Origin of the sequence: Pseudoalteromonas sp. SR41-8 (genome assembly GCF_014163915.1) — a bacterium.
Taxonomy (GTDB): domain Bacteria; phylum Pseudomonadota; class Gammaproteobacteria; order Enterobacterales; family Alteromonadaceae; genus Pseudoalteromonas; species Pseudoalteromonas rhizosphaerae.
Map to the genome: position 1 here is coordinate 1 of NZ_JACJEE010000010.1, position 24308 is coordinate 24308.

Here is a 24308-nt window from a genome sequence, read left to right on the forward strand (position 1 = left end):
TAGCCGGAGGTCTCTAACCTCCAGCCCCCACACCACCCATCATGCGGGTCCGCAATGGGCGGTTCATCTCCCGTAGTGAATATTGATCCAAATATCTCTTAATGACGCTAAACCTTGTGACGCTAAATAGTTATTGCTCAGCGCAATGTTAATTCCTTTTGTTTTTGAGCTTCGACAAGGGCCTTCGCTTCCAAGCGCCTACTTTTGGTGCTGGTGATACCACATGCTATGGCAAGTCGTTCGCTGACACCCAATTTTATTAAACTGCGTACTGCGCGAGGTAAACTCGCGCCTACGAGTCACTCCCCTAACACCTAGTTACCTAGCTCCTAAAACCTTTTTGTAATTGGGCTTCGTTACCCTCACCCCAACTACAATCGCTTGATTTATCACCAAGCAATCTTACAACTTATGACTTACCGCTTAAAGCTGCAATCAAAACACCATCGCCTTACCGCGCCCTGACGCTTCTGAGCCGGCATCTAGTTTGCCATCACGTTCGATGATCACATGCATATCACCAAAATGGCGCTCGTCTAAGGTGTAGCCCATTTTCTCTAGTGCTTTAACAACGTTTGCATCTAACCCTGCATGATGACGTATGACATTTTTAGGCCAAAGTTGATGATGAAAACGCGGGCTATTTACCACTTCATCGGCGCTCATATTAAATTCAACCGCGTTTAAAATAGATTCGTACACCGAGCTTATTATGGTGGTGCCGCCAGGTGAGCCGGTAACCATTTTAACTTTATTGCCTTTGAGTAAGATAGTTGGCGTCATTGAACTAAGCATACGCTTATGCGGCTGGATTTCATTGGCTTTACCACCGAGCGCGCCAAATACATTCATCACCCCTGGTTTGGCACTAAAGTCATCCATTTCATCGTTAAGCAAAAAGCCCGCGCCAGCAACGACTACACCACTGCCATAACCTAAATTAATGGTGGTGGTATTCGATACTGCATTACCCCATTTATCAACTATAGAAAAATGCGTGGTTTGTTCGCTTTCATATAACCCAGGCTTAATGTTTTCAGTCGTCGATATTTTATCGAGTGTGATGCTGCTACTGCGCTTTTTAAGATAATCCATGGCGATTAGTTCGCTCTTTGGCACATCAAAAAAGTCTGGATCACCTAAGTACTCTGCTCTATCAGCAAATACGCGTTTGCCAATTTCTGCTAATAAATGAATATATGCTGTGGAGTTATGCTCAAGCCCTGCTTTGGGTTTAGTCAGCTCGTACATTTTTAACCATTGTATTATTGCAATACCGCCGGAGCTTGGTGGTGGTGATGTGAGTACTTGGTAACCGTTCCAAGCTGCTTTCATTGGTGTACGTGATTTTGCTTGATAGGCTTTTAAATCCGCTTGCGTAATGATCCCGCCATGTTCAGCCATAAAATCGGCAATGATTTTAGCAGTTTCGCCTTCATAAAATCCTGCCTTACCTTGCTCGCGAATACGTTTTAACGTGGCTGCAAGCTCAGGTTGCTTAAAGTTTTGATTCGCTTTAGCGCTGGCAAAATAATCAGCAAAGTTAATTGTTACGTCTTTTTTAGCCATGCGGACAATGTAGCGCTCAATACTGCTGGCTAATTTCGGGTGAACAATAAAACCCTGCTCGGCTAACTTTACTGCAGGCTCAACAAGGGTTTTCCAATCAAGTGTGCCGTGTTTTTGATGAGCAAGCCACATACCCGCCACACTACCGGGTACCCCACTGGCGTGAATGCCGTATATCGATTTATTTGCAACCACATTACCTTTGTCATCCAAATACATATCGCGATGAGCGGCAATTGGAGCTGTTTCGCGGTAATCTATAAAGTCGCCTTGCCCGTCTTTTTGGATCAGCATAAAACCACCACCGCCAATGTTTCCCGCTTCAGGCAAAGTAACGGCTAATACAAATTGCGCAGCAATGGCTGCATCAACCGCGTTACCGCCCTGCTCCAAAATGGCTCTTGCTACGTCACTACTGTAACTATCGGGCATAGCCACTGCTGCTTGAGCTGTTTTGCCACTAACTGCCAATGCCGTTATGTGTAACTGCATTACAATGACACTAAAAATCAGTAAATGTTTTACACCTGCAAACATATTTAATTCCTTGTTGACTTTATTTTTTGATTATTTTATTAACCCCATTAATACACATTCAGTTAACAAGGGTCAAACTACAATGAACAACTTTACACAAATTTTCGATATAACACGGCTGGTAACTCGCCGAACTCGTCGCTATGGGTATAGTGTTCAATAAACTGCAGACCCAGCTTTTCCATCACTTTAATCGAGCCGTTATTGTCTTTTAGTGCAGTGGCGCTAAGTGCCTTGATCTCAGCATTGGCGGTGATCACATCGGCAACGGCTTGCGCGGCTTCACTGGCGTAACCTTTACCCCAACTTGTGCGTTTAAAACGCCAGCCAATTTCAATATCACTAAAATCAGGCTCTGCAGTAAAAAACCCCATTGGCCGAATTAATATCCAACCAATAAAGCTGTCATTATCATTAAGGTTAACTTGCCAAAGCCCCCAGCCCTGTTGTGGATTGCGGTAGGCTTGCATGCGCGGAATAAAAACGTCTTTGATGGTGCTCATGGTCGTCGTCTTGCCACGAGTAAGGTACTCCATAACCTGTGGGTCGTTATCGAGTTCAAACAGTAGCGCACTGTCATTTTCATCCATTAATTTAAAATTAAGTCGTGCTGTTCGAGGTATATTCATTTTCTAGCCTGTATATTGCTTGTTTTAAGATTGCCATCAATACTGTACCAGAGGAAATATTCCTCGGGACATAATTATTATACAAAGGAACAAATATGAACAAATTAGCAAGTTTAGTTTTATTAGGCTGTGTAGCACTAACCGGTTGCGAAGACGCCAGCGAAGCAAAAAAAGAAGCGGCTGAAGCAAAAGCTGAGGTTAAAAAAGCACTTAATGATGCATGGGATGAAGTAAAAGAAACCAGCAATCAATTTAAAGGTGAATCACTTGATGAGCTACTGCAAGAAAGTAAAAAACTTGGCCTTGATATGTATGATGATGGCAAAGAGGTGGCTTTAGATGCCTGGCTTGAAAGTAAAGAAGCAGCAGGCGAGTTAACCGAAAAAACCAAGCAAAAAGCCCAACAGCTCGTTGAAGAATTACAAGCCGCACGTGAAGAACATGACAAAGAAAGTAATAACTAACCCCCTGCACTTTAAACTGCTATTTTTATAGTTCGCTGCATTACTGAATTTCTCGTCAGAGTTGATGTTAACACCTATTTTATCTGATTAGGCTGCTATTAGGGCAGCCTACATTCGCAATATAATTAGATCAGCTCGGCTGATCGTACGGGTTGTTTTCAAGTTACCTACCACACTTACCTCATTTTAAAAAATACATATATAAAATCAAAATGATACTGTTAAATTGTCGATAATTCACATATTTACTCCTATACTCTAGCTGAAATCAACATACTAAAAACTTAGGATACACAATGAAAAAACTTCCTCTCGCAATTGCTTTATGTGCTGTATGCGCATCTGCAAGCTCATTTGCAGAAGTGCGTATTAATGGTTTTGCCTCTATTGTTGGTGGCAAAACATTGGATGATAATACAACTCAATACGGGTACGACAACGACATTTCATTTAAAAATGAAAGCGTTTTTGCTTTACAATTATCGGCTGATTTACAAGATAAGCTCAGTGCAACTGCACAAATTGTAGCCCGTGGTAACAATAGCTTTGATGCCGAATTTGAATGGGCTTATTTAACATACGAATTTACCGATGAGCTGCAACTCAGTGCGGGTAAAATGCGTGTGCCTTTTTATCGCTACTCTGACTTCTTAGATGTTGGCTATGCTTATCGCTGGGTAAGACCACCGCAGTCTGTTTATAGTATTCCATTTTCTACCTATGAAGGCTTGAGCCTACTGCACACTTCACAAATAGGAGATTGGGATTCAACCTTACAAGTCATTTATGGTGGCTTTGATGGTGACATTGCAGCAGTTACAAACAATGATGAAGCCAAACTAAACGACATCGCAGGGGTTAACTGGACTCTATCGTATGATTGGTTTAGTGTTCGCGCTGCTTACTTAGTTGCTGAAACCTCTATTGATTTAAGCAATGGTGAAGCTGGCGGACAAGCTATTAATGGCCTTGAACAATTACTGCGCGACAACGGCCTAATAACTCAAGCTGATGATATTGCTATAAATGAAGATGACGGTACATTTATTGGTGTGGGTTTTTCGATTGACTATAACAACATATTATTTGATGCCGAATATACACAGTTTGAAGTTGAAAAAAGTATTTTAGCAAAACAATCACAATATTATGCGTCGATTGGTTATCGTATGGATGAGTGGATCGTTCATTTTACCTATGAAGATAATGACGACAAACATGACAAATCTCGCTTTGATCAATTAACCCAAGTGCCTCCTCTCAATAATGGGATTAATCAGGCACTCGATGGTGTTCGTGCACAAAGTAATGTATACACTATCGGAACTCGTTACGACTTTCACCCATCTGCGGCTCTAAAAGTTGATTTTAGCCGTTTTAATGATGATATCTCAGATACTGAAACGGATGTTATTGCCGTTGCTGTTGATTTGGTTTTTTAAGGGGATGGTTATGAAAAAACTAATTTTAGCGGGCCTTATGTCTGCCTGTTCATTTAGTGCGTTTGCAGGCGTTACTGTGATCGTAAATACAGGTAATGCCAACGCGATAGACCAAGATGAAATCAAAAAAATCTACCTTGGCAAAAGCAAGTCATTCGCGGATGGTGTGAAAGTAAATCCAGTAAATCAAAACGGCAACAGTATTGCTGATGAATTCAATGACAAAGTGGTTGGTAAATCAAGTAGCCAACTTAATGCCTATTGGTCAAAATTGGTTTTTACTGGTAAAGGTACACCGCCAGAAAAACTAGATAATGACCAAGCGGTGATCGACTTTGTTTCGAGTAATGCCGATGCTATTGGCTATATTGATAGCAGTAAAGTCAGTGATGCAGTGAAAGTAATCGCAACTTTCTAGCTGTTATAACTTAAATAAAAAACGCCTTGTGGTATCTAACCACAAGGCGTTTTTTATTATAACTACAAGGTTATTCGACTTTAAATTTAGCCGTCGCATCCAATAGATTATCAGACAAGTAATGTAAGTTCTTCGCCACATCACGAACTGCAGTAAGCGAAGCCATAGTATCTTCGAATGATGTATGCATATTAGATACATTTTCGACCACCATTGCCGCAACTGATGTTTGCTCTTCAGTGGCTGCTGCAATTTGTGAGTTCATACCATTAATTTCAAGCATTTGCTCTGCAATTTTTTCAATTGAAATACCTGTATTTTCTGCAGCTGTTGCATTATTACTGGCCATATCACGCGCCGATGTCATAGCGCTAACCGACTCGTTTGCAGCACTGGTTAAAGTGTTTAATAATTCACGAATTTCATTGGTTGATTTAGCCGTACGCGATGCCAACTCTCTGACTTCATCAGCAACCACAGCGAAACCACGTCCTTGTTCACCCGCTCGCGCAGCTTCTATAGCAGCATTAAGTGCTAACAAGTTGGTTTGCTCTGCAATCGAAGTGATCACATTAAGTATCTGAGTTACATTTTTTGTATCATCCGCTAGCTTGTTAATTGTCGAAGCGGCACGATTAATTTCAGCGCTTAACGTCTGAGATTCAGTGACCGATGTTCGGATCTGTGAACGGCTTTGTTCCACTTCTTGCTCAGCCGTTTGCGCTGCACGTGAGGCACTTGCTGCCGAATGTGAAATGTCTCCTACACTTTGCTTCATTTCTTCCATCGACTGTTTAACTATTTCAGCATCTGCGGTTTGCTTGCTGGTCGCATTTTCTGCTTGTTCCATGCCTTGCACTAAGCGCGTTGAGTTTTCCATCAAGGGTTCACACACCGCCATTACTTCGAGTACCGACTCTCTTAACAAGGCTATAAATGTATTGAAGTTAATTGCAACTTGGCCGATTTCATCTTCACTACGAACTGTAAGCTGCGTGCTAAGAGAGCCTTTCCCCTCACCTAATAAGCGTAAATTGCCAGCCGCATCACTGGCGGCGGCAGCAATTCCACGAGCAATCCAAATAGCCATAAATAATAGTAACAACAATGAAACAGATGACACAACCAGCATTAACGTTAATGCATGATCAGAGCGTGACTTGGTATTTTTTACCAACTCAAAAAAGCGCGCATCGGCACGTTGCTGAGCAGCTTTAAGACTTTGCAACACCGAGTTATACATATTGGTTTTAGATTGTGCTTGCTGCTGGATTTTACTAAAATCAGCAGTTCCACTGATCATATCGTTAGCAATTTTTGTTGATATAGCAGCGTATTCGGTTAACTGTGTGCGTGTTTGCCTATCAATGTAGGTACTATTAATATTATTTATTGCGTCAAGATTCTCAGTTAATGCTGTCAGCGTCTCTTTTGCTTTATCAACAATATCTTGTTCGCCAAATGTAACTGCTTGTGTATAAAGCTCATCTAATTTTTCAAGTAACCCGACGTTCGCTGATGTTAGTTTTACCACTTGATAAGATGTTTTTTCAAGTTCGTCTAATGAGCCCCGATTGTCCACCATCGAAATATAATTGATTAATACAATAACCACAAAAGCGATAACAGCAATACTCGTGATAGCGTGAATTTTTTTACTTATGCTTAGGTCCTGAAAAGACAAACTTGAAGCCATGCGATCTACCTTATTATTTAACTATGTGTATTATCGGCCTATTAGTTATAAGTGTTAACTATATTTTTAATTTATCTAGCTTTATTGCCATAAAAGTTCACAAAAGGCACAAAAAATAAATCAATCGCCCGATAAAAACTAGATAATTAGAGCAATCTGTTGTTTTTGTGCTTGCAAGGTTATTATTTGAGCACACAATCACTAACTAATATTAGCAATATATACTCTCTTTATTTCAATATAGCAGAACTTATCGTTAAAAGAGCTGAATATGGCTACACTATGCTGGAAATATCAACAAATATTACATCACCTTGACTATAAAAAACGTGTTACTCAATAACTCAACAAATTAAGATGCGAAATACGCAAATATCTTAGTTCTAACTTCATTTTGAGTTACAAGGCTTAATAGATTATTTAATCAGCATTCAAGTTAAGTAATTCATAACCTGCCAGTACATCGCTTAGCTCTGCATCAATAGAGCTTTGCCTTAGCACATGAAACTCTTTACCGAGATTGTCTAATAATTCTTCTATGTTTTTTTCTGCACGCTGCATCGCCGCAAGCCGGCTAGCATTTTCACTGGCCAACGACTCGGCACAGGCGCGATAAAGCGAAATAAATATGTATTCGCGGATCAATGCCCGTAGTGTCATATCATTACTACCTAAAATTTCGGGTAATCGTTTTGTCGGCCAAGGGATTTGTGCTAACTCTCGTTGCCATTTTTGATCAAGCGGCAGTAATCGTTGTGATATTGGCTGATATTGAGCGCCCGATTGCATCTGATTATAAAATACATAAACACGTGCAGCGCTTGCATTAGCAAGGTGTGTTTCGCTATCAATTTGAATTTGCCCAACCAACGCGGTGATCTCATTTATGCTCGTGGGCACCGTAAAACTTTTTTCCATAGATAAACCGGCATCGGCGAGTCGTGAGTAGACTCGCTCACCCACCGCCCACACTTGCAGTTGTGTGGTCTGAGATTGCGCGCCTAAATCGGCCAGTGCTTTAATTGCAAAGTCAGCAATATCTTCATTGAACTGCCCAACTAAACCTTGATCGGAGCCAAACACAATAGCACTGACTATATTATCGCCCTGCTTATCTGTGTTCGATATTGCACCCACTGCAGGTAAATTAACATCAACCGCCTGTATCGTAGCGCTTAATCCTAATTCTACCGTTCGATAGTAATCAGTTAATGAGCTGACAGATTTTTCGTATTGACTAATACTCGATGCGGCAAGCGCCTTCATCGTCCGCACAACTCCTTTTAAATCGCTGGCACTGTCGATTTTATGACGCAAATTAGCAGCGGTATTACTCATGGTTGTTCAGAGCCGTCAGCCAGCAATGGCGCATTACTATCTTCAATACTCGCCAGCGCTTGTTTTGATAGGGCAATGATATTTTGATGATCCTCGTCACTTAATGATCCTGAGGTTGCTAATCGCGTTGATAATTCAGCAGGCAAACGATTGATAATACCTCGTAAAGCATTTTTTGCTGCGCTCATTTTTGCTAATGCAATGGTATCAAATAGGCCCGAAGTCAAAGCAAGTAATAATATGATTTGTTCAGCGACTGGAAGCGGAGATGATTCTGGCTGGCGTAAACTGGCGCGAATACGGCGGCCATGTTCAATTGATTTTGCGGTATCTTGATCTAAACGCGCACCAAAGCGAGCAAATGTTTCTAGCTCTTCAAATTGTGCATAAGTCAATTTTAGGTCACCCGCTACAGCCCGAAACGCTGCCAGTTGAGCTTTGCCGCCAACACGCGAAACAGATTTACCAACATCAACAGCGGGTAAAACACCCAATTCAAATAACGATGGGGATAAATATATTTGCCCATCGGTGATCGAAATTAAGTTGGTGGGTATGTAAGCTGAGATATTTTGTGCTTCTGTTTCAATGATAGGCAGTGCAGTAAGTGAGCCACCGCCAAGTGCTTTATTTAATTGAGTGGCGCGCTCAAGTAAACGTGAGTGAATATAAAAAATGTCGCCAGGAAATGCTTCACGCCCAGGTGGACGACGAAGCAGCAACGACAGTTCACGGTATGCGCGCGCATGTTTGGTTAAATCATCAAAAACAATCAGTACATCTTGCCCCTGTTGCATATAATATTCCGCGATACTCATCGCTGCATAAGGGGCAATGTACTGTAAGCCCGCCGGTTCATTGCCTTCGGTAACCACCACCACAGTATAAGCCATTGCGCCTTGTTCACGTAATGTCGCCACAGCCTTTGCCACACTCGAAGCCCGCTGCCCTATTGCGCAATAAACACAGAGCACATTTTTATCGTGTTGATTGAGAATAGTGTCAATAGCAATCGCGGTTTTTCCGGTCTGTCGATCACCCAGAATAAGCTCCCGTTGCCCTCGTCCTATTGGGATCAAGGCATCAATAACAATCAACCCCGTTTGTAACGGCACTGTCACCGCAGCGCGATCCATTATCGCCGTTGCCGTTCGTTCGATTGGTAAATGCTGCGTGGCTTGAATAGGCAACCCATCATCTAGCACCTGACCAAGAGGATTAATAACGCGCCCCAATAACTCATTACCCACAGCGATATCCATAACATGACCGCTGCGTCGAACCTCATCACCAGCTTGTAAATGTGCGTAATCGCCAAGTAATACCACGCCTAACTCATCTATATCGACATTGAACACGATACCTCGCACATTGCCAGCAAAGATCAACATCTCTTCAAAACCGGCACTGGGTAATCCTGATACTTTGGCAATACCGGTTGCAATATTGGTAATTATACCCACCTCATACGATTTCATTTGAGGCGAAAATGCCTTACGAGCTTTTTCGATTAGGGCGAATGAGCTGTCGAAAATATTATCGAGTGTTTCGCTATGATAGGCTGTTGTTGCTTGGCGAATTAAAGCCGAAGATTGGCTGCTATTAGTTGTATTAGTTGTATTAGTTGTATTAGTTGCATCACTCATGGTGGTTTTCAATGTTAGTAATGGGTTTGCTAGTAAGTACTTTGCCTTTATCTTGCTCTTGTTCAGGCAGCTCATCGTTTGGTTTATTATCACTACTGCGCTTGGTTTTGTTGTCAGCTGCTCCCTGCTCAACAGCTTTGCCATTTTGTTTTAGCAGCGCCACAACGTCTTGTTCAAGCGACTGCAGGTAGTCAGCAATATTCCAGCCTAATTTTTGGCCATTAGTACTCAATTCAATACCACTAATAAGCTCTGCTGAGGTGGCAAACTCTAAGTCAATGTCAGCGCCAAATGTTGCTTTAATCGCTTTATCAATAGCAGCGCGCTCTGTATCAGGCAACTCAAATGCACTCGTTAATAATGCCGGTTTTTTGCTGTCTTTGAGTGCTTTTACTAGCGTCGTTTTTGCCGCTGGCTGCAACTCACTTAATTGCGCTATAAATACCTGAGTGACTTGCTGCTCTAAACTTGCGCTTGCAAGGTCGTGTAAGGTTTTGCGGGTGATAGCAAATACTTCATCACTGGTTTTACGCCTCAGTATATTGGTCAGATGTTTAGCATCTGCGGCGATTATTGCTTGATGTTTATCATGTAATGCAGCAACGTCTTGTTGTGCCAGAGCCAGTAACTGCTGTCGTTTTGCATCAGCATCATCTTTTGCTTGCTGTAATAACGTGTCACGCTCTTGAGCAAATTGGTTATTTTTATCTTCAAATATAGCTCGCTCAGCGCTGGCCTGTTGCTGTTTAGCCGCAGCAACATCGAGCTCATCGGCAATGCGTTGCTCACGGTCGTCAATAGCATGCAAAATAGGTTGGTAAAGATAACGTTTTAACAACCATACCAAGATCAAAAAATTAACAGCCTGTGCTGCTACAGTGAACCAGTCAATTAACATGGCTTACAATCCTGTGGCTTGCGCGATGGCATAATTCCAAAACGGGTTTGCAAAAAGTAAGATCATCGATACCACAAAACAATAAATCGCTGTGGATTCAACCATCGCCAGACCAACAAACAAAGTGCGCGTGATGGTCGTTGAAGCATCAGGCTGTTGAGCTAAGGCACTCAGTGCAGCAGCTACTGCACGTCCTTCGCCAAGAGCCGGACCTATACACCCAATACTGGTAGTGATGCCCGAAATAATTATCGAGGCGATTGCAATCATTGTCATACTGTCCATGTGATCTCCAAAATCTTTCATTGTTAAAGTAAGCAAAAATGTAATGTTAAGATTAATTGATGTTCATTATTGTGGCATTCACTTGCTGTCTGATCTGTGATCCGGTTGGCGAGTTTGTGTTGCGGCCGCAATATAGACGGCTGCAAGAATAGTAAAAATATAGGCTTGCACTATGCCAGTTAGTAGCCCTAGTGCCGTCATCACGATAGGGAAAATAAAAGGGGTGATGGTCAACAAAATACCAATAATCATCGCACCACTCATCATGTTGCCAAACAAGCGCACAGCCAATGCCAATGTGCGTGACAATTCACTAATGATATTAAATGGCAACATAATCATAGTCGGCGCCATATAAGATTTGAGATAGTTAACAACGCCCTGCTGTGCAATGCCAAACATTGGCACCGCGATAAATACACTAAGTGCCAGTGCCGCTGTCGTTGATAGTGACGCTGTGGGCGGCTCATAGCCGGGAACAATAGTGAAGATACTTGCACTAACCAAAAATAAAAATAAGGTACCAAGAAAATAGAGGTATTTTTTCGCCTGTTGCAAACCAACTTCTTCTATTTGCGTTTCAATCCCCGTGACTATAATTTCTAAAAAATTTTGCCAGCGCGAACGTTGCAAGTTAGTTGATATATTTCGAGTGATCAGCATAGAGCCAAGGGTCAACAGCAGCATCAGTGCCCATGTAAAAGCAATGGTTGCATTAATTTTCACAAAGCCAAGCTGCCAATAAATCACTACATCGGGACTAAGGTGCATGTTGCGATCCTTCATGTGGATTAAGCTGCTCAATAACGGCTACTTGCTGTACTGGTGTATCCAATCTAGCTGTCATTTTCGCAACCACGCGGGCTGTGATAAGTCTTGCGCAAATAAATCCAAACAAACAGATCAGTAAACGTAGCAATGACGCATTAGCCATTTCATGACTTACAACTAAGTAAAAGCCTGCGATAGTTACTGTCATACGCACCAGTAAACTGCTTAATAACCACCACGCCGGATGCGCTGAACGGATACTTTTTTGTACCGTCCACCAAAGACCTACGAAAAAAAAACCACCCAGTGCTAAACCTAAGCACCAGATCAGCATTAAGTTCACTGTATCACTCATCATTATGTTCCTTCTCTGCGGTGACTTTGTGCTCTTCACCTATTGCCAGATCTTCTTTCTCTATCCAATGCCATGCATTAAAACAACCAAGTGCCAAACCTGCGACTAACAAGGCTAGTGTCCAAGATCTTTCACTGGGATAATGACCATCAACATAGACTCCGATACTTGCTCCCACTAAGGTAGGTATCGCGACTGACCAGCCAATTAACCCCATCATTCCTAAGCCAAACCACACTCGTTGCTGCGAATGACTGCGCGCTTTTAACTTGCGCGTGGCTTTAATGCCGACTTTTGTCGCTAATGTCGGTTTTGCCTTAGTAGCTGTTTTCAACTTACGCTCATTCATATTATTTGCCTTGCTGAGGGCGCTTTACTGTTGTTTAAAGCTAACAAACTTATGCAGAAAACCGCTTTCCAATTTTGCCATTACTGCACGCACTTGCAGGGCTTGCTCATTGATTGCGAGAAAGTCTTGCTCTACAGCGGCGCGTAACTTAGTTAAATCGCTATCAACTAGGGCATTCCGCACAGACACCAAAACATCGAGTCCTGTTTTCACCAACACTCCTTCATCTACGGCTACGAATATTTCGCCCTCGGCGATGGTTGAGAAAGTCAGAATACCCGGCGTAAGCACCGCCACACAGTCAAGCCGATGCGGTAATAAGCCGTACGACCCATTGCTCGTTTCAACAATAATGTTGCTGATATCGGTTTTATCAATAAAGATCTGTGAGGGTAAAAGCAGTTTAAGGTGCATGTTCATTGTCTGCTCCAGCCGCTTTGGCGGCGTTTTTCACTGTACTTGCGCTGTCAGTGGTACTTGATGCCTGTTTATTTGGTGTGCTCTTTAGTTTTGCTTCATCGATATTGCCTATCATATAAAGCGCACTTTCAGGATAATCTTTAAATTCATCGTTGAGGATACGCTCGCAGCCATCTAACGACTCATCAAGACTAACAAGTTTACCTTTATGATTAGTAAACTGTTCGGTGGTAAAAAATGGCTGAGTAAGAAAACGTTCCAGCCGACGCGCGCGCCCAACGACGGAACGATCTTCCGGCGACAGTTGCTCTAAGCCAAGCATCGCAATAATATCTTTAAGCTCAGCATACTGAGCCAAAGTACTACGCACTTTTTGCGCCAGTTGATAATGCCGTTCACCAACAATACCTGGACTGGCCATTTTGGAGTTTGACTGTAAGGGATCAATAGCAGGAAATAGTCCTTCACTGGCGCGTTGTCGCGACAATACAATGGACGCAGATAGGTGAGAAAACGTATGTACCGCAGCCGGATCAGTAAAATCATCAGCAGGCACATACACAGCTTGAATAGAGGTAATAGCCCCATTATTGGTATTCGCAATACGTTCTTCTAAGCTGGCCAACTCGGTGCCCATCGTCGGTTGATAACCGAGTCGTGACGGCATTTGTCCCATCAAACCAGATACTTCAGAGCCTGCCTGAATAAACCGAAAAATATTATCAATCAATAACAATACATCACGGTGTTCATCATCGCGAAAATACTCAGCCATGGTTAATGCCGCTTGACCAACCCGAAAACGACTCCCTGGTGGTTCATTCATTTGACCAAACACCATCACCATATTAGGCAATACACCTGCCGCTTTCATTTCCCGATAAAGCTCTTCACCTTCTCGACAGCGCTCACCTATACCGCAAAAAATGCTCACCCCTTTATGCTTACCTACCATGTTATGGATCATTTCAGTGAGCAAAACTGTTTTACCGACCCCTGCACCGCCAAACAACCCTGCTTTGCCGCCTTTTTCGAGCGGCACGAGTACATCAATTACTTTGATACCGGTTGTGAAAATTTGCGACTGTGTAGAGCGCTCACTAAGTGTTGGTGGTGCTCGATGAACCGAGCGCCATTTAATATCTGTTAAACTGCCTTGACGGTCTATCGGTTTACCAAACACATCAAACATCCGCGATAAAATACCGCTGCCAACCGGTGCTAACAAAGGGTTACCACTGTCTTTAACTTGCATTCCGCGGGCGAGCCCTTGCGTTGGTGTTAAAGCTATACACCGTACCTGCTTGGCATTGCGTTGCTCTAACACTTCAATAACGACTTGCTCTGTATCACCTAGCGCGATATCACTCAGATCGACGGTCAGTATTGAATGAATACGCGGCAATTTTGTCGCAAAACTGACGTCAATGACACTGCCACGTATTGCTATTATGCAGCCAACATTTAACTTATTATCAGCGGGTTGCAGGACAGATGTGGTCATACTGATGAAGTCCAGTGCCAATCACGAATTTCTGGCATATCAAGGCCATTTTTGTTGATATATTTTTTATGCGCAATTAACTTTTCATGTAATAACTGCTTAAGCTCGATGCCTTTAGCGCCGGTTTGCGGTAATCGTTCGAGTGCATCAATAACCAAGTGAAAACGGTCAATTTCATTTAATACCGTCATATCAAAGGCGGTCGTAATTGTGCCTTCTTCCTTATAGCCGCGAGCATGAATATTGTGATGATTAGTGCGACGATAAGTGAGTTGATGGATAAGTGATGGGTAAGCATGAAAAGCAAATATTACTGGCTTGTCGGTGGTAAACAACGCATCAAAATCTTGGCAATTTAATCCATGCGGATGTTCGGTTTCTGGCTGTAAACGCATTAAATCAACCACATTAACCACCCTCACTTTAACCGTTGGCAAATATTCACGCAAAATTGATACTGCCGCCAATGTTTCGAGTGTAGGCACGTCACCACAACAAGCCATAACCACATCAGGCGTTTGCTCAATGGCATCGTCACTAAGATTGCCAGCCCAATGCCAAATACCAATTCCTTGTGCGCAATGTTTTTCAGCTTCTTCCATTGTTAACCATTGCGGAGCTGGGTGTTTGCCTGCAATCACCACATTGACGTAATGACGGCTACGTAAACAATGATCCATCACCGACAATAAACAATTCGCATCGGGTGGTAAGTAAACGCGAACAATCTCCGCTTTTTTATTGACTACAACATCGATAAAACCCGGATCTTGATGGGTAAAACCATTATGATCCTGACGCCAAACATGAGATGCCAATAAATAATTAAGCGAGGCAATTTTAGGCCGCCACGACAATGCCGATGATACTTTTAACCATTTTGCATGTTGATTAAACATAGAATCAATAATATGAATAAACGCTTCGTAACAGTTAAACAACCCGTGACGGCCAGTCAGCAAGTAACCCTCAAGCCAGCCTTCACATTGGTGTTCACTGAGCATTTCGACCACTCGGCCGCTCGGTGCTAAATATTCATCATTCGCATACGTGGTCACATCCCATTGTCGACGGGTGGTTTCAAACAAGGCAGCCAAACCGTTGGAAATAGTTTCATCGGGACCAAACACCCGAAAGTTTTGCTCTTTATCATTTAACTTAGTGACGTCACGCAGAAATGGCGCAAGCACTCGGGTATCACCCACACCGCGTACACCAGGCGTTGTCACCTCGCAGGCGTAATCTCGGTAATCGGGCATTTTTAAATCTTGTAGTAATAAACCGCCATTAGCATGAGGATTTGCCCCCATACGGCGTTCACCTGTTGGCGCCAACGCGGCTATCTCTGGTAACAAACAACCACGTTCGTCAAACAGTTCTTGTGGTCGGTAACTACTTAACCAGTCACTTAATAACGCCAAATGTCCGGGATGATTCACCGGTGCTGAAATTGGCACTTGATGAGCGCGGAAGGTTCCTTCAATTTTATATCCATCGACTTCTTTAGGGCCGGTCCAGCCCTTTGGCGAATTAAGTATGATCATCGGCCACGCTGGACGATTTAAGTCACCCTTTTCACGCGCATTTTGTTGGAATTTTTTAATAAGCTGCACGGCTTTATCAAGGGCTGCCGCCATCGCTTGGTGCATCAGAGTTGGCTCATCACCCTCAACAAAAATAGGCGTCCAACCATAACCACGCATTAACTGCGTTAATTCGTCTTTAGGAATACGGGCAAGAATTGTTGGATTAGCAATTTTATAACCATTGAGATGCAGTATTGGCAATACAGCGCCGTCAGTGGCAGGGCTGAGAAACTTATTACTATGCCAAGCAGTTGCAAGCGGCCCCGTTTCAGCTTCACCATCACCAACCACACAAGCAACAATTAAATCGGGATTATCAAACGCCGCCCCAAAAGCATGGCTTAGGGAATAACCCAACTCACCACCTTCGTGGATCGAGCCCGGGCATTGGGGTGACGCATGGCTAGGGATCCCCCCTGGAAAAGAAAACTGTAAAAACAGCTTTTGTAATCCTGCTTCATCTTGACTGATGTCTGGGTAGATTTCGCTGTAGCTTCCTTCAAGGTAAGTATTCGCAACCACAGCAGGTCCGCCGTGACCAGGACCTGAAACATAAATCATATTTAAATCGTGTTGTTTGATCACTCGATTCAAGTGCACATAAATAAAGTTCTGACCTGGAGTTGTCCCCCAGTGTCCAAGTAACATAACTTTTATATCACTGAGTTCTAAAGGACGTTTTAACAAAGGGTTGTTGGACAAATAAATTTGACCAACCGACAAATAATTAGTCGCTCGCCAATAAGCATCAATCAGATATAATTGTTCAGATGTCAGTATTCTACTCTTATCCTTGGCTTGCATCTTTGCTGCTCCAAAGAGCGTTTGTGCTACGCTCATAAAGACATAAGGAGTCTTAAAATTATTCAATTAAAAGACTAACTTTTATTGATTTCTTCCTTCATTTTGACAAATTCTTGTTGCTCTATATCACCACGCGCATACCGCTCATTAAGAATGTCGAGCGCCGTTTTATCAGTGTTCGCAACATAACGACGATGTGTGCGATAACTGTAACCCCAATGACTAAAACTCGAAATTAACAAAAACCATATACCGATCCATAAAAACCAACCCCAACCAATATACCAATCGTTCCAATAGCCATGATCCATTTGTATTCTCCTATTGAATAATCAAAATAAGACAACAACGTTGCTGCCGCCTTCTATACCATTGTAAAACGAGATAACTTCAAGCTCTGTGCGATAGCGTACTCATCACCATTAATCTTTGCTGAAATACTATAAAGCTTAAAGGTATTGCCCTGAGCAATAAACTAAATCAAGAATATACAAGATTTTTCGCTATCGTCGTTGCTTTGGCATTTACCTTAAGTACATGTATTTAAATTACAGTTACAACAATTTAAAGATAACTAATAGGCATTTAGACTCCATTAAAACAAGCTTGAAAACAGCTAAGATTAGCTATTGCCGAGCCAGCCCTTGCGCCTAAAAAATATGAGTAATCCGATAGTGATCATAATAAAAACAGCCCAAATAAGCGGGTAACCCCAACGCCACGTCAACTCCGGCATAAATTGAAAATTCATACCATAAACTCCGGAAATAAATGTTAATGGGATAAATACCGACGCCATAATAGTCAACATTTTCATGATCTCATTCATCCGATTAGAGATAGCTGACATATACAGGTCAGTTAAACCACTTGCGATCTCTCGATACGATTCAACAATTTCAACAATTTGAATCGTGTGTTCATAAACATCGCGTAAATATGGCCGTGTGGTCTCATCAATTCTGCCGCCCTCTTCACGGTATAAGTGATCAACAACTTCCCGTAGTGGCCAAATAATACGCCGCAGCAGTATCAGCTCTCGTTTGATGCAATAAATACGATGCAGCACCGGTGGTGATGGATTTTCTAAGGTCAAAAGCTCGAGATCTTCGAGGATATCGCCATACTTTTCTAGTACGGGAAAACAATAATCAACGACAGCATCAAGCAAGGTATAGAGCAAATATCCGCTACCATTTTTTCGAATGCGACGATTTTCGTTCTGCAGGTGATCACGGATCGGTTGCCAAACATCGTCTGGGGCTTCCTGAAAAGAAATGAGTACTTTGTCATACACAAATATACTTACTTGTTCGATATCTGGCACCGAGTTTATTAACGTATCGTCAGACTTATGTGTTGAAGGCTTGAGCATGCGCAAAACCACAAACAAATGATCATCAAAAAACTCAATGCGGGGTCGTTGCGGAATGTGCAAAACATCTTCTGCAATCAATGTATGAAAGGCAAAATGTTGTTGAAACAAACTAATAATATACGGATGGATTGTACTGACATTAAACCATCTGACTTTAACCCATTTGGGCATCGGCTTTTTCAGAAACTCATCAAGGTTAGTAATTTCATTGGTTTCGATTCGTGTTGGCGAGTAATCCGTATAAGTAATTAATACAGTGCCGGGGGCGGGCGGATTCTGGGCATCAGCAACATGCTCAATGCCGGGTAATTCTCCCGGCTCAATTTGATGGTTCTGTTTATTGACTGAATTAGTTCGCGATAAATCAAGTGTAGAATCAAGTAATGAAGCGACTAGCTGCTCTTTTGAAACTTGCCCTTTGATTGTTTTTTTAATCCGCTTCATGGTTATGGTGAGGTTGTGCTTTGTTTTATTGGTAAGTCGGATTCCTTACTCCAATATCCTTCCCTTGCGTAATGATCGTGCATAGCAATTTCCCAATCACGGTCCATTTTAACTAAAGGCTCATAAGCGGGAGCACCTTGAATTTCTGCACGAGTGTGATTCACTTTGACGGATGACTCAGCCCACTTCAGGTCATTAAACCAATGCGGAGCCACTAAAATATCATGACCTATCCACCAATCGTTGGCTCGCACAATGACATAACGTATGGCAAAGGTGTGCTCATCAATTAATAAGCCTTGTATATGTCCTATTTCACCGTCAGAGCCATTAACGACGGATCCTTTGACCTTTTGCCAACTGCGTAAATGTGGATCATTGTTTTGAGATGTTTTATCTTGCTTGGCTTCACTGGTATTGGGTTGTTGATTAGTCGTGTCGTTTTCTAGCATCCCCGCGACAGGATAAAGACCATTGCCCCATATACTAGTGCCGCCCCAATAAATAGGGTAACTGTAGTAACTAAAATATTTTATTTCTTGTTGTCTTGAAACCGGCTTATGGGCGCTAATGTCAGGACTATGATCGACTTGTTTTTGGCTCAAATTCACCGGCATCATTTTATTTGGCCAATCAGGTGTATCTAATGCGATGGGTGAAACTAAAACTTCGCGTTTGAAAAACCAATTATGAGTGGTAACCACAAGATAACGAATAGCCCAACCTTCATCATCAAAATATAAATCATTGATTTTACCTAAATCGCCATCAACTGATTGGATCTTACATGCCTTCAAGTCATCTGCGCTGTGCAACATAAATTTACTCCTAGTAGCATAAAGTTCGACATTCTTTCCGTGATTTTACGGTAAATAATCAGATGTTCCGTTCGATAGCATACATTAGCGAAAGAGTTAGCTTTACTAGAGGTTATAACTTTAGCTGATACTCTAAATCAGCTTATAGCGCGGCAAAATTGCAGCTTACAATTACTGAGATCCATCCAGCATAAGTAACTCACACACCATACTGGCAATCATTTGCTCTTCATCGGTATGAATAACATGGACGGTTACCGCCCCACCAGCAATGGAAATTATACTTTCGTGGTTATTATTACGAGTTTGGTCGAGTTCAATACCAAGGTACTGCATGCCTGCACAAATTTTTGCCCGTACACTTGCCGCATTTTCACCAATCCCCCCACTAAATACCAAAGTATCTAGTCCATTCAAAGAGGCACTATAAGCCCCGAGCCATTTTTTAGCCTGATAACAAAATAGTTCGATTGCCTGTGCTGCGCGTTGATCGGTATTTTCAAGTGGTAATAAATCTCGCATATCTGCGCTAATTTCAGATACCCCTAACAGACCGGATTGATGATTAAGGAGATGATTGCATTGTTGACTATTGATATTTTCATGCAGCTTAATGTAGTGGATAACCCCAGGATCTAAATCGCCACAACGTGACCCCATGACTAACCCACCACAAGGTGTAAACCCCATACTGGTGTCAATACAACGACCATCAAGTACTGCAGCCATACTCGCACCATTGCCTAAATGGGCGAGAATAATTCGTTGCGGCAATGGAGTGTTTTGATAGTGATTAGCCAATGCGGTCATTAAATATGTATAGGAGATACCATGAAAGCCATAACGCTGAATACCTAATGCATCAAACCGACGCGGAATTGGCAGCAACTTTGCTACTGGTGGTAATGAATGGTGAAAGGCGGTATCAAAGCAAGCGACCTGCGGTAGTTTAGGAAATTGTTGCTGCAGAGTGTCAATCAGCAATATTTCATTCGGTAAATGCTCTGGCGCATAAGGAATTATATCTCGTAGCTCAGCCAACAGTGCAGGCGTTATAAGCTCCGGCTTTGCATGTTGCCAGCCATGAACCAATCTATGGCCTACAGCAGTTATTTTTTCAAAACCAATGTGTTGCTGCAACCAATTGATTAGAAACTTGGCTGCTTCTGGATGATCACCACAATCAGGTTGAAGGCGGCCATCCAGATTACGCTGCTTATCAACAAAGGTTAACAAAGTCCCTGCCATACCAATGCGCTCAATTTTTCCACTTAACAATGGCGTTGCTAAACCCGCAGGAGTAAATACAGCAAATTTGATGCTCGATGAACCCGCATTAATAGTAAGGATCTGCATATTCACAACTGACATTATGACTCCTTAAGCATAACGGTAGTAAAGTGAACAGCATGCTCACTTTATTACCGCGTAAATTAGTGATTGGTGAATATGGCTTTTAGCTTTTTAATCTTTGTTGACCTAGGTAAATGATATCTGGTAAATCTTTTTTAGCGGCTTTAGCTTTCGCTGATTTTTTATCACTCGGCTTGACAGTATGAGCTAATTTTTTCATAGTTACCTCTGGATTATAATTGTCTTAATCTCTTAATAACTCGGTGAACAAACGTAAGCGTTAGAGTCCACGATAAGTGTACTTGCTGCTGTAATACATTTTATATATCGCTTATGTCTGAGTGTTTACGGTGCTCTGCTAATGTCTTTTTGGGTTTATTAGCGGATTGTTGAAATTGTGGTTTTTGCCCGCTGTAACTGGTCTCTACTGCAGCGGCTTTTTGTTCACTTGGCACTTGTGTAACAGACTGTTCCTGAGTATTTGAAATTTTCATAATGACCTCTACCATCTTGCCCATTACGTCATTGTAAAAGGCTAACAAGATGAGTTTAAGGTGAGCTCATTTAACTATCTGTACGCTAGGGCACTTTACATGCTGAAATTTGTATCAATTGCGATTAAGGCGGTTAATAGGTGCTGAACATGTAAGATAAAAAATTATACCATGCTTGGAATTTCTCCTAATCTGTCTGTTTCCTTTTTAACCACTGCGTAACATTCACAACACAGCGTCTCAAGTTTGCATCTATCTGTCACCGTTATATGACCTCGCTTATAAGTGATCACGCCTAACTTTTGTAGTTTACCCGCAGCTTCAGTGACGCCTTCTCTTCTAACGCCTAGCATATTTGCAATTAACTCTTGAGTCATCGTTAGGTTATTGGTTCTCAGCCGATCGAGAGAGAGTAATAGCCATCGGCAAAGTTGTTGGTCAATCGAGTGATGACGATTACAAACCGCAGTTTGTGCCATTTGCGCAATTAATGTTTGGGTGTACCGTAATAGCAACATGCGAATTGTGGCATCATTATTAAATTCGCTACGTAATATCGCCGCTGGTAGGCAATACGCGTACCCTGCACTTTGTACAACCGCCCTTTTAGGAGTACTTTCTCCCCCCATAAAAACAGCAATTCCCACTAACCCTTCATTTCCGACAACTGATATTTCAGCTGATGAGCCATTTTCAGTCACATAAAGAAGCGAAACAATACAATCTATCGGAAAATACACACAAGTAAGATTTTGCCCAGACTCATATATCACCTTTCCCAAAGGCAACATGACGAGTTTAAGTTGAGGAAATACTTTATTTTTAGCTGCTAAAGGGAAGAAATTTAATAACTTGTTAGCGATTGGACTATTCATATTATTCCTTGAGCGCTTTATTATAGGCGCTCTTTATGCAGTAAACACTCAATGCAGTAGGCACTGAATGATTGCTACAACGTTATTATACTCTATCATCTTTTAGTATTTACTGTTCTAGATTAGCCATTATAGTTTGCGGGTTATTTTATTTAGCGTGAACTCGCCTCAAAAGCTGATTTCTAAACATTGTAAAGAATATTAATTGGACTACCGGCCATTATGTTTCTAGCTTAGCCGCTTATATAACTGATATGTGTGGAAAATGATTTGAACGTCATTTTTTAGCGTCTAACTTAAAATTAATATAACAAAATCGTTATGCCATTTTGTTAGCGAAAAGTAAATATACATCTTGCGCGCTATTCAGTGCTTTGCCAAGACAAATTATTAAATTTCGCTTATTGCGTGCTGCTATTTATGGTTTCTAATTTTTTATATTAAAATTTTAAAGAAACTTCAATAGGTTAAGCTTGTTTAAAAATTTGATAGCCATCATGTCCTCGTGATTTTGCCTGATACATTGCTTTATCAGCATTATCGATAAGAACATCACTTAATTTTCCTTCACTAGCTTGTTGCGGAGCCTCAATATCATGATGGAAAATACGAATACCTATACTCATATGCACGGATATTTTTTTGCCATTAAGCTGATGCGGATTAATCAGCGTGTGAAGTAATTTACTGGTAAATGTTGCTGCATCATCAGGGTGCTCTATTTCAGAGAGCAATATCAAAAACTCGTCACCACCTTGTCGACAGACAGTATCACTTTGTCTTACCGCATCAGTCATTCGGTTAGCAATCGAACAAAGCAACTTATCACCTAATTCATGACCGTGTAGATCATTCACTTTTTTAAATAAATCAATATCTAAATAAAGTACCGCCAATCGCTTATTATGTCGTTTAGCTAACACGAGAGCCTGATTTAGCCGCTCCTGAAAAAGTAACCGGTTAGGTAATCCGGTTAGCGGATCATGCTGCGCTAAGTATTTCATTTTGATTGCTTTTAGTTGCGACTGCGTGACATCTCGAAATATAAAAACCACCCCAATGGTTTCACCAAGCTCATTAAAGATAGTGCGAGCAGATTCTTCGATTTGGATCTCAACACCGTCTTTACGCACTAATATACAATCGAAAGGCCGTTGCTCTCGCTGACTTTGTGCAAGCGTCGACTTCGCGATAACCGCTGAAGCAGACTCTTTAATCTTGAAAATATCACACAACAATAAACCAACAGCCTCACTGCAGTCCCAGCCAGTAAGTATTGATGCTGCTTGATTTAAATATAATACCTTGTCATTAATATCTGTGCTTAATATCGCATCACTCATAGCATCTAGGGTCAATTGCGCCGTAGTTGCGGGCAGTAAATCACGCCGAGTTTTAGTAACTGCAGCGGTTAACTTAGCTTTATTATCTCGTTTACTAAGCTTTTCTAGTGTAATTATGTAGCCATATGATTTTTTATTTTTTGCTATCGGCGTCGCGGTTACACGGACCTGACACAGCTGCTTACTTTGATAAATGATACACACATCAGAGCAAACAATTGTGTTATTTTTCTGAGCTGCTTGTAAATCCGTTAGTAAACGATTCTTATCATCATCATAGATTTGCGCCATCCAATGACAGCCTTGCGGTGTTGCTGCGCTATATGCCGTTATGGTGTTAAAAGCCTGATTGGTATAAATAATATTGCCGAACCAATCAGCAGCCATGATCCCGAGCAGTGAGCTGTCGCAAATTGCATGTAAGGTTTTAATACTGCGTTTTTGTAATTTTAAAGGCTGTGTTTGTAAAAGGCTAAAGCCCAACAACCGCATAAGCCAGTGCTGCCCTAAACTATGCTTATCAATAAACCCATGTGCACCTTGAGCCATCGCTTGCGATACAATTGCATTATCATTTGCGTTGCACAGTAACATAATAATCGTCTTCGGAGAGTTATGTCGAAGTCGATTTACAAACTCTGCGCTTTTAGCATTCGCTACTGATAAATCTAACAACACGATATCAATCGAGCTACTATTTATTAGCTCAAGCGCTTTTGTTTGCTCTTTTGCATAAACCACTTTAAATACCCGTAGTTGTGAATAATACAAAGAGGTACGTATGCGTTTTGCTAAAGATGAATTCTGTGCAAGCAATAGCACTGTTATCGTCTTAATTATCATAGTTAACCTACGGGTTGTTGGATTTTCAGTTTATAGCTCTGATGCCCTT

General features: G+C 41.8%; 23 protein-coding genes. 3 read left to right on the top strand and 20 right to left on the bottom strand.

Annotation, left to right across the window (positions count from 1 at the left end; all coding sequences use genetic code 11):
* Positions 1–435: 435 nt before the first annotated feature.
* Together ggt and H5162_RS08485 are read right to left on the bottom strand one after the other, a co-directional pair.
* The gene (ggt, locus tag H5162_RS08480) at positions 436–2106 is read right to left on the bottom strand and encodes a gamma-glutamyltransferase (RefSeq protein WP_182778262.1); all 1671 of its coding nucleotides are present in this window, start codon (positions 2104–2106) and stop codon (positions 436–438) included.
* 92 nt (positions 2107–2198) lie between these two features.
* Positions 2199–2735 carry a GNAT family N-acetyltransferase gene (locus tag H5162_RS08485; protein ID WP_145242886.1) on the bottom strand — a complete coding sequence of 179 codons (537 nt, stop codon included), beginning with the start codon at positions 2733–2735 and terminating at the stop codon, positions 2199–2201.
* 95 nt (positions 2736–2830) lie between these two features.
* On the opposite strand from H5162_RS08485, the gene H5162_RS08490 reads away from it, so the two are divergent.
* The 3 genes from H5162_RS08490 to H5162_RS08500 all read left to right on the top strand — a co-directional run bounded on the left by H5162_RS08490 (position 2831) and on the right by H5162_RS08500 (position 5059).
* Complete coding sequence (locus H5162_RS08490) at positions 2831–3199, top strand: hypothetical protein (RefSeq protein WP_145242884.1); 369 nt, start codon at positions 2831–2833, stop codon at positions 3197–3199.
* A gap of 296 nt (positions 3200–3495) precedes the next feature.
* Entirely contained in the window at positions 3496–4641 is a 1146-nt protein-coding gene (locus H5162_RS08495) for a porin (RefSeq protein ID WP_182778264.1), read from the top strand.
* A 10-nt stretch (positions 4642–4651) separates the two neighbouring features.
* Positions 4652–5059 carry a phosphate ABC transporter substrate-binding protein gene (locus H5162_RS08500; RefSeq protein ID WP_145242880.1) on the top strand — a complete coding sequence of 136 codons (408 nt, stop codon included), beginning with the start codon at positions 4652–4654 and terminating at the stop codon, positions 5057–5059.
* 70 nt (positions 5060–5129) lie between these two features.
* Here H5162_RS08500 and H5162_RS08505 read toward each other — a convergent pair whose 3' ends face one another.
* The 18 genes from H5162_RS08505 to H5162_RS08590 all read right to left on the bottom strand — a co-directional run bounded on the left by H5162_RS08505 (position 5130) and on the right by H5162_RS08590 (position 24259).
* On the bottom strand, positions 5130–6755 hold the full coding sequence (locus tag H5162_RS08505; RefSeq protein ID WP_182731043.1) for a methyl-accepting chemotaxis protein: 1626 nt from the start codon (positions 6753–6755) through the stop codon (positions 5130–5132).
* Positions 6756–7175: 420 nt separating this feature from the next.
* Positions 7176–8093 carry a F0F1 ATP synthase subunit gamma gene (locus H5162_RS08510; protein WP_182731042.1) on the bottom strand — a complete coding sequence of 306 codons (918 nt, stop codon included), beginning with the start codon at positions 8091–8093 and terminating at the stop codon, positions 7176–7178.
* On the bottom strand, positions 8090–9739 hold the full coding sequence (locus tag H5162_RS08515; RefSeq protein ID WP_182778267.1) for an alternate F1F0 ATPase, F1 subunit alpha: 1650 nt from the start codon (positions 9737–9739) through the stop codon (positions 8090–8092). Before H5162_RS08515 ends, H5162_RS08510 begins: the two co-directional genes overlap by 4 nt.
* A complete protein-coding gene (locus H5162_RS08520; RefSeq protein WP_182734893.1) occupies positions 9732–10637 on the bottom strand; it encodes a F0F1 ATP synthase subunit B in 906 nt (301 codons plus the stop codon). The genes H5162_RS08515 and H5162_RS08520 overlap by 8 nt, the downstream gene beginning before the upstream one ends.
* Positions 10638–10640: 3 nt before the next feature.
* The gene (locus H5162_RS08525; protein ID WP_145242870.1) at positions 10641–10922 is read right to left on the bottom strand and encodes a F0F1 ATP synthase subunit C; all 282 of its coding nucleotides are present in this window, start codon (positions 10920–10922) and stop codon (positions 10641–10643) included.
* Between the two features lie 78 nt (positions 10923–11000).
* Positions 11001–11693 carry a F0F1 ATP synthase subunit A gene (locus tag H5162_RS08530; RefSeq protein WP_182734894.1) on the bottom strand — a complete coding sequence of 231 codons (693 nt, stop codon included), beginning with the start codon at positions 11691–11693 and terminating at the stop codon, positions 11001–11003.
* Positions 11683–12051 (bottom strand): ATP synthase subunit I, encoded by a 369-nt coding sequence (locus tag H5162_RS08535; RefSeq protein ID WP_220493566.1) that lies wholly within the window; start codon positions 12049–12051, stop codon positions 11683–11685. Before H5162_RS08535 ends, H5162_RS08530 begins: the two co-directional genes overlap by 11 nt.
* Entirely contained in the window at positions 12041–12397 is a 357-nt protein-coding gene (locus H5162_RS08540; protein WP_182731038.1) for an AtpZ/AtpI family protein, read from the bottom strand. Before H5162_RS08540 ends, H5162_RS08535 begins: the two co-directional genes overlap by 11 nt.
* Positions 12398–12421: 24 nt before the next feature.
* Positions 12422–12817, bottom strand: a complete 396-nt coding sequence (locus H5162_RS08545; RefSeq protein WP_259398191.1) for a F0F1 ATP synthase subunit epsilon — start codon at positions 12815–12817, stop codon at positions 12422–12424.
* Complete coding sequence (gene atpD, locus H5162_RS08550; RefSeq protein ID WP_182778269.1) at positions 12801–14321, bottom strand: F0F1 ATP synthase subunit beta; 1521 nt, start codon at positions 14319–14321, stop codon at positions 12801–12803. The genes H5162_RS08545 and atpD overlap by 17 nt, the downstream gene beginning before the upstream one ends.
* Positions 14318–16711: a phosphoketolase gene (locus H5162_RS08555; protein WP_182778271.1), complete on the bottom strand. Its 2394-nt coding sequence runs from the start codon at positions 16709–16711 to the stop codon at positions 14318–14320. Before H5162_RS08555 ends, atpD begins: the two co-directional genes overlap by 4 nt.
* 74 nt (positions 16712–16785) lie before the next feature.
* Positions 16786–17022, bottom strand: coding sequence for an SHOCT domain-containing protein (locus H5162_RS08560; protein ID WP_182731035.1), 237 nt, complete (start codon positions 17020–17022; stop codon positions 16786–16788).
* A gap of 311 nt (positions 17023–17333) precedes the next feature.
* Positions 17334–18533 (bottom strand): magnesium/cobalt transporter CorA, encoded by a 1200-nt coding sequence (gene corA / locus H5162_RS08565; protein ID WP_182778273.1) that lies wholly within the window; start codon positions 18531–18533, stop codon positions 17334–17336.
* 2 nt (positions 18534–18535) lie between these two features.
* Complete coding sequence (locus H5162_RS08570) at positions 18536–19351, bottom strand: PRC-barrel domain-containing protein (RefSeq protein WP_182778275.1); 816 nt, start codon at positions 19349–19351, stop codon at positions 18536–18538.
* A gap of 171 nt (positions 19352–19522) precedes the next feature.
* The gene (locus tag H5162_RS08575) at positions 19523–20722 is read right to left on the bottom strand and encodes an acetate/propionate family kinase (protein WP_182778277.1); all 1200 of its coding nucleotides are present in this window, start codon (positions 20720–20722) and stop codon (positions 19523–19525) included.
* 302 nt (positions 20723–21024) lie between these two features.
* Positions 21025–21198 carry a hypothetical protein gene (locus H5162_RS08580; RefSeq protein ID WP_182778279.1) on the bottom strand — a complete coding sequence of 58 codons (174 nt, stop codon included), beginning with the start codon at positions 21196–21198 and terminating at the stop codon, positions 21025–21027.
* 164 nt (positions 21199–21362) lie between these two features.
* A complete protein-coding gene (locus tag H5162_RS08585) occupies positions 21363–22073 on the bottom strand; it encodes a Crp/Fnr family transcriptional regulator (RefSeq protein WP_182731030.1) in 711 nt (236 codons plus the stop codon).
* 467 nt (positions 22074–22540) lie between these two features.
* Complete coding sequence (locus H5162_RS08590; protein WP_182778281.1) at positions 22541–24259, bottom strand: diguanylate cyclase domain-containing protein; 1719 nt, start codon at positions 24257–24259, stop codon at positions 22541–22543.
* Between the last annotated feature and the right edge of the window lie 49 nt (positions 24260–24308).

Excerpts from the sequence above, each read along its gene's own strand:
- H5162_RS08490 (WP_145242884.1), top strand. The coding sequence starts at position 2,831 with ATGAACAAATTAGCAAGTTTAGTTTTATTAGGCTGTGTAGCACTAACC.
- H5162_RS08505 (WP_182731043.1), bottom strand. The coding sequence starts at position 6,755 with ATGGCTTCAAGTTTGTCTTTTCAGGACCTAAGCATAAGTAAAAAAATT.
- H5162_RS08570 (WP_182778275.1), bottom strand. The coding sequence starts at position 19,351 with ATGTTGCACAGCGCAGATGACTTGAAGGCATGTAAGATCCAATCAGTT.
- H5162_RS08585 (WP_182731030.1), bottom strand. The coding sequence starts at position 22,073 with ATGAATAGTCCAATCGCTAACAAGTTATTAAATTTCTTCCCTTTAGCA.
- H5162_RS08575 (WP_182778277.1), bottom strand. The coding sequence starts at position 20,722 with ATGTCAGTTGTGAATATGCAGATCCTTACTATTAATGCGGGTTCATCG.
- H5162_RS08555 (WP_182778271.1), bottom strand. The coding sequence starts at position 16,711 with ATGCAAGCCAAGGATAAGAGTAGAATACTGACATCTGAACAATTATAT.
- H5162_RS08535 (WP_220493566.1), bottom strand. The coding sequence starts at position 12,051 with ATGATGAGTGATACAGTGAACTTAATGCTGATCTGGTGCTTAGGTTTA.
- H5162_RS08515 (WP_182778267.1), bottom strand. The coding sequence starts at position 9,739 with ATGAGTGATGCAACTAATACAACTAATACAACTAATACAACTAATAGC.
- H5162_RS08540 (WP_182731038.1), bottom strand. The coding sequence starts at position 12,397 with ATGAATGAGCGTAAGTTGAAAACAGCTACTAAGGCAAAACCGACATTA.
- H5162_RS08495 (WP_182778264.1), top strand. The coding sequence starts at position 3,496 with ATGAAAAAACTTCCTCTCGCAATTGCTTTATGTGCTGTATGCGCATCT.
- H5162_RS08545 (WP_259398191.1), bottom strand. The coding sequence starts at position 12,817 with ATGAACATGCACCTTAAACTGCTTTTACCCTCACAGATCTTTATTGAT.
- H5162_RS08485 (WP_145242886.1), bottom strand. The coding sequence starts at position 2,735 with ATGAATATACCTCGAACAGCACGACTTAATTTTAAATTAATGGATGAA.
- H5162_RS08590 (WP_182778281.1), bottom strand. The coding sequence starts at position 24,259 with ATGATAATTAAGACGATAACAGTGCTATTGCTTGCACAGAATTCATCT.
- H5162_RS08530 (WP_182734894.1), bottom strand. The coding sequence starts at position 11,693 with ATGCACCTTAGTCCCGATGTAGTGATTTATTGGCAGCTTGGCTTTGTG.
- H5162_RS08580 (WP_182778279.1), bottom strand. The coding sequence starts at position 21,198 with ATGAAAATTTCAAATACTCAGGAACAGTCTGTTACACAAGTGCCAAGT.
- H5162_RS08510 (WP_182731042.1), bottom strand. The coding sequence starts at position 8,093 with ATGAGTAATACCGCTGCTAATTTGCGTCATAAAATCGACAGTGCCAGC.
- corA (WP_182778273.1), bottom strand. The coding sequence starts at position 18,533 with ATGAAGCGGATTAAAAAAACAATCAAAGGGCAAGTTTCAAAAGAGCAG.
- H5162_RS08520 (WP_182734893.1), bottom strand. The coding sequence starts at position 10,637 with ATGTTAATTGACTGGTTCACTGTAGCAGCACAGGCTGTTAATTTTTTG.
- H5162_RS08560 (WP_182731035.1), bottom strand. The coding sequence starts at position 17,022 with ATGGATCATGGCTATTGGAACGATTGGTATATTGGTTGGGGTTGGTTT.
- atpD (WP_182778269.1), bottom strand. The coding sequence starts at position 14,321 with ATGACCACATCTGTCCTGCAACCCGCTGATAATAAGTTAAATGTTGGC.
- H5162_RS08525 (WP_145242870.1), bottom strand. The coding sequence starts at position 10,922 with ATGGACAGTATGACAATGATTGCAATCGCCTCGATAATTATTTCGGGC.
- ggt (WP_182778262.1), bottom strand. The coding sequence starts at position 2,106 with ATGTTTGCAGGTGTAAAACATTTACTGATTTTTAGTGTCATTGTAATG.
- H5162_RS08500 (WP_145242880.1), top strand. The coding sequence starts at position 4,652 with ATGAAAAAACTAATTTTAGCGGGCCTTATGTCTGCCTGTTCATTTAGT.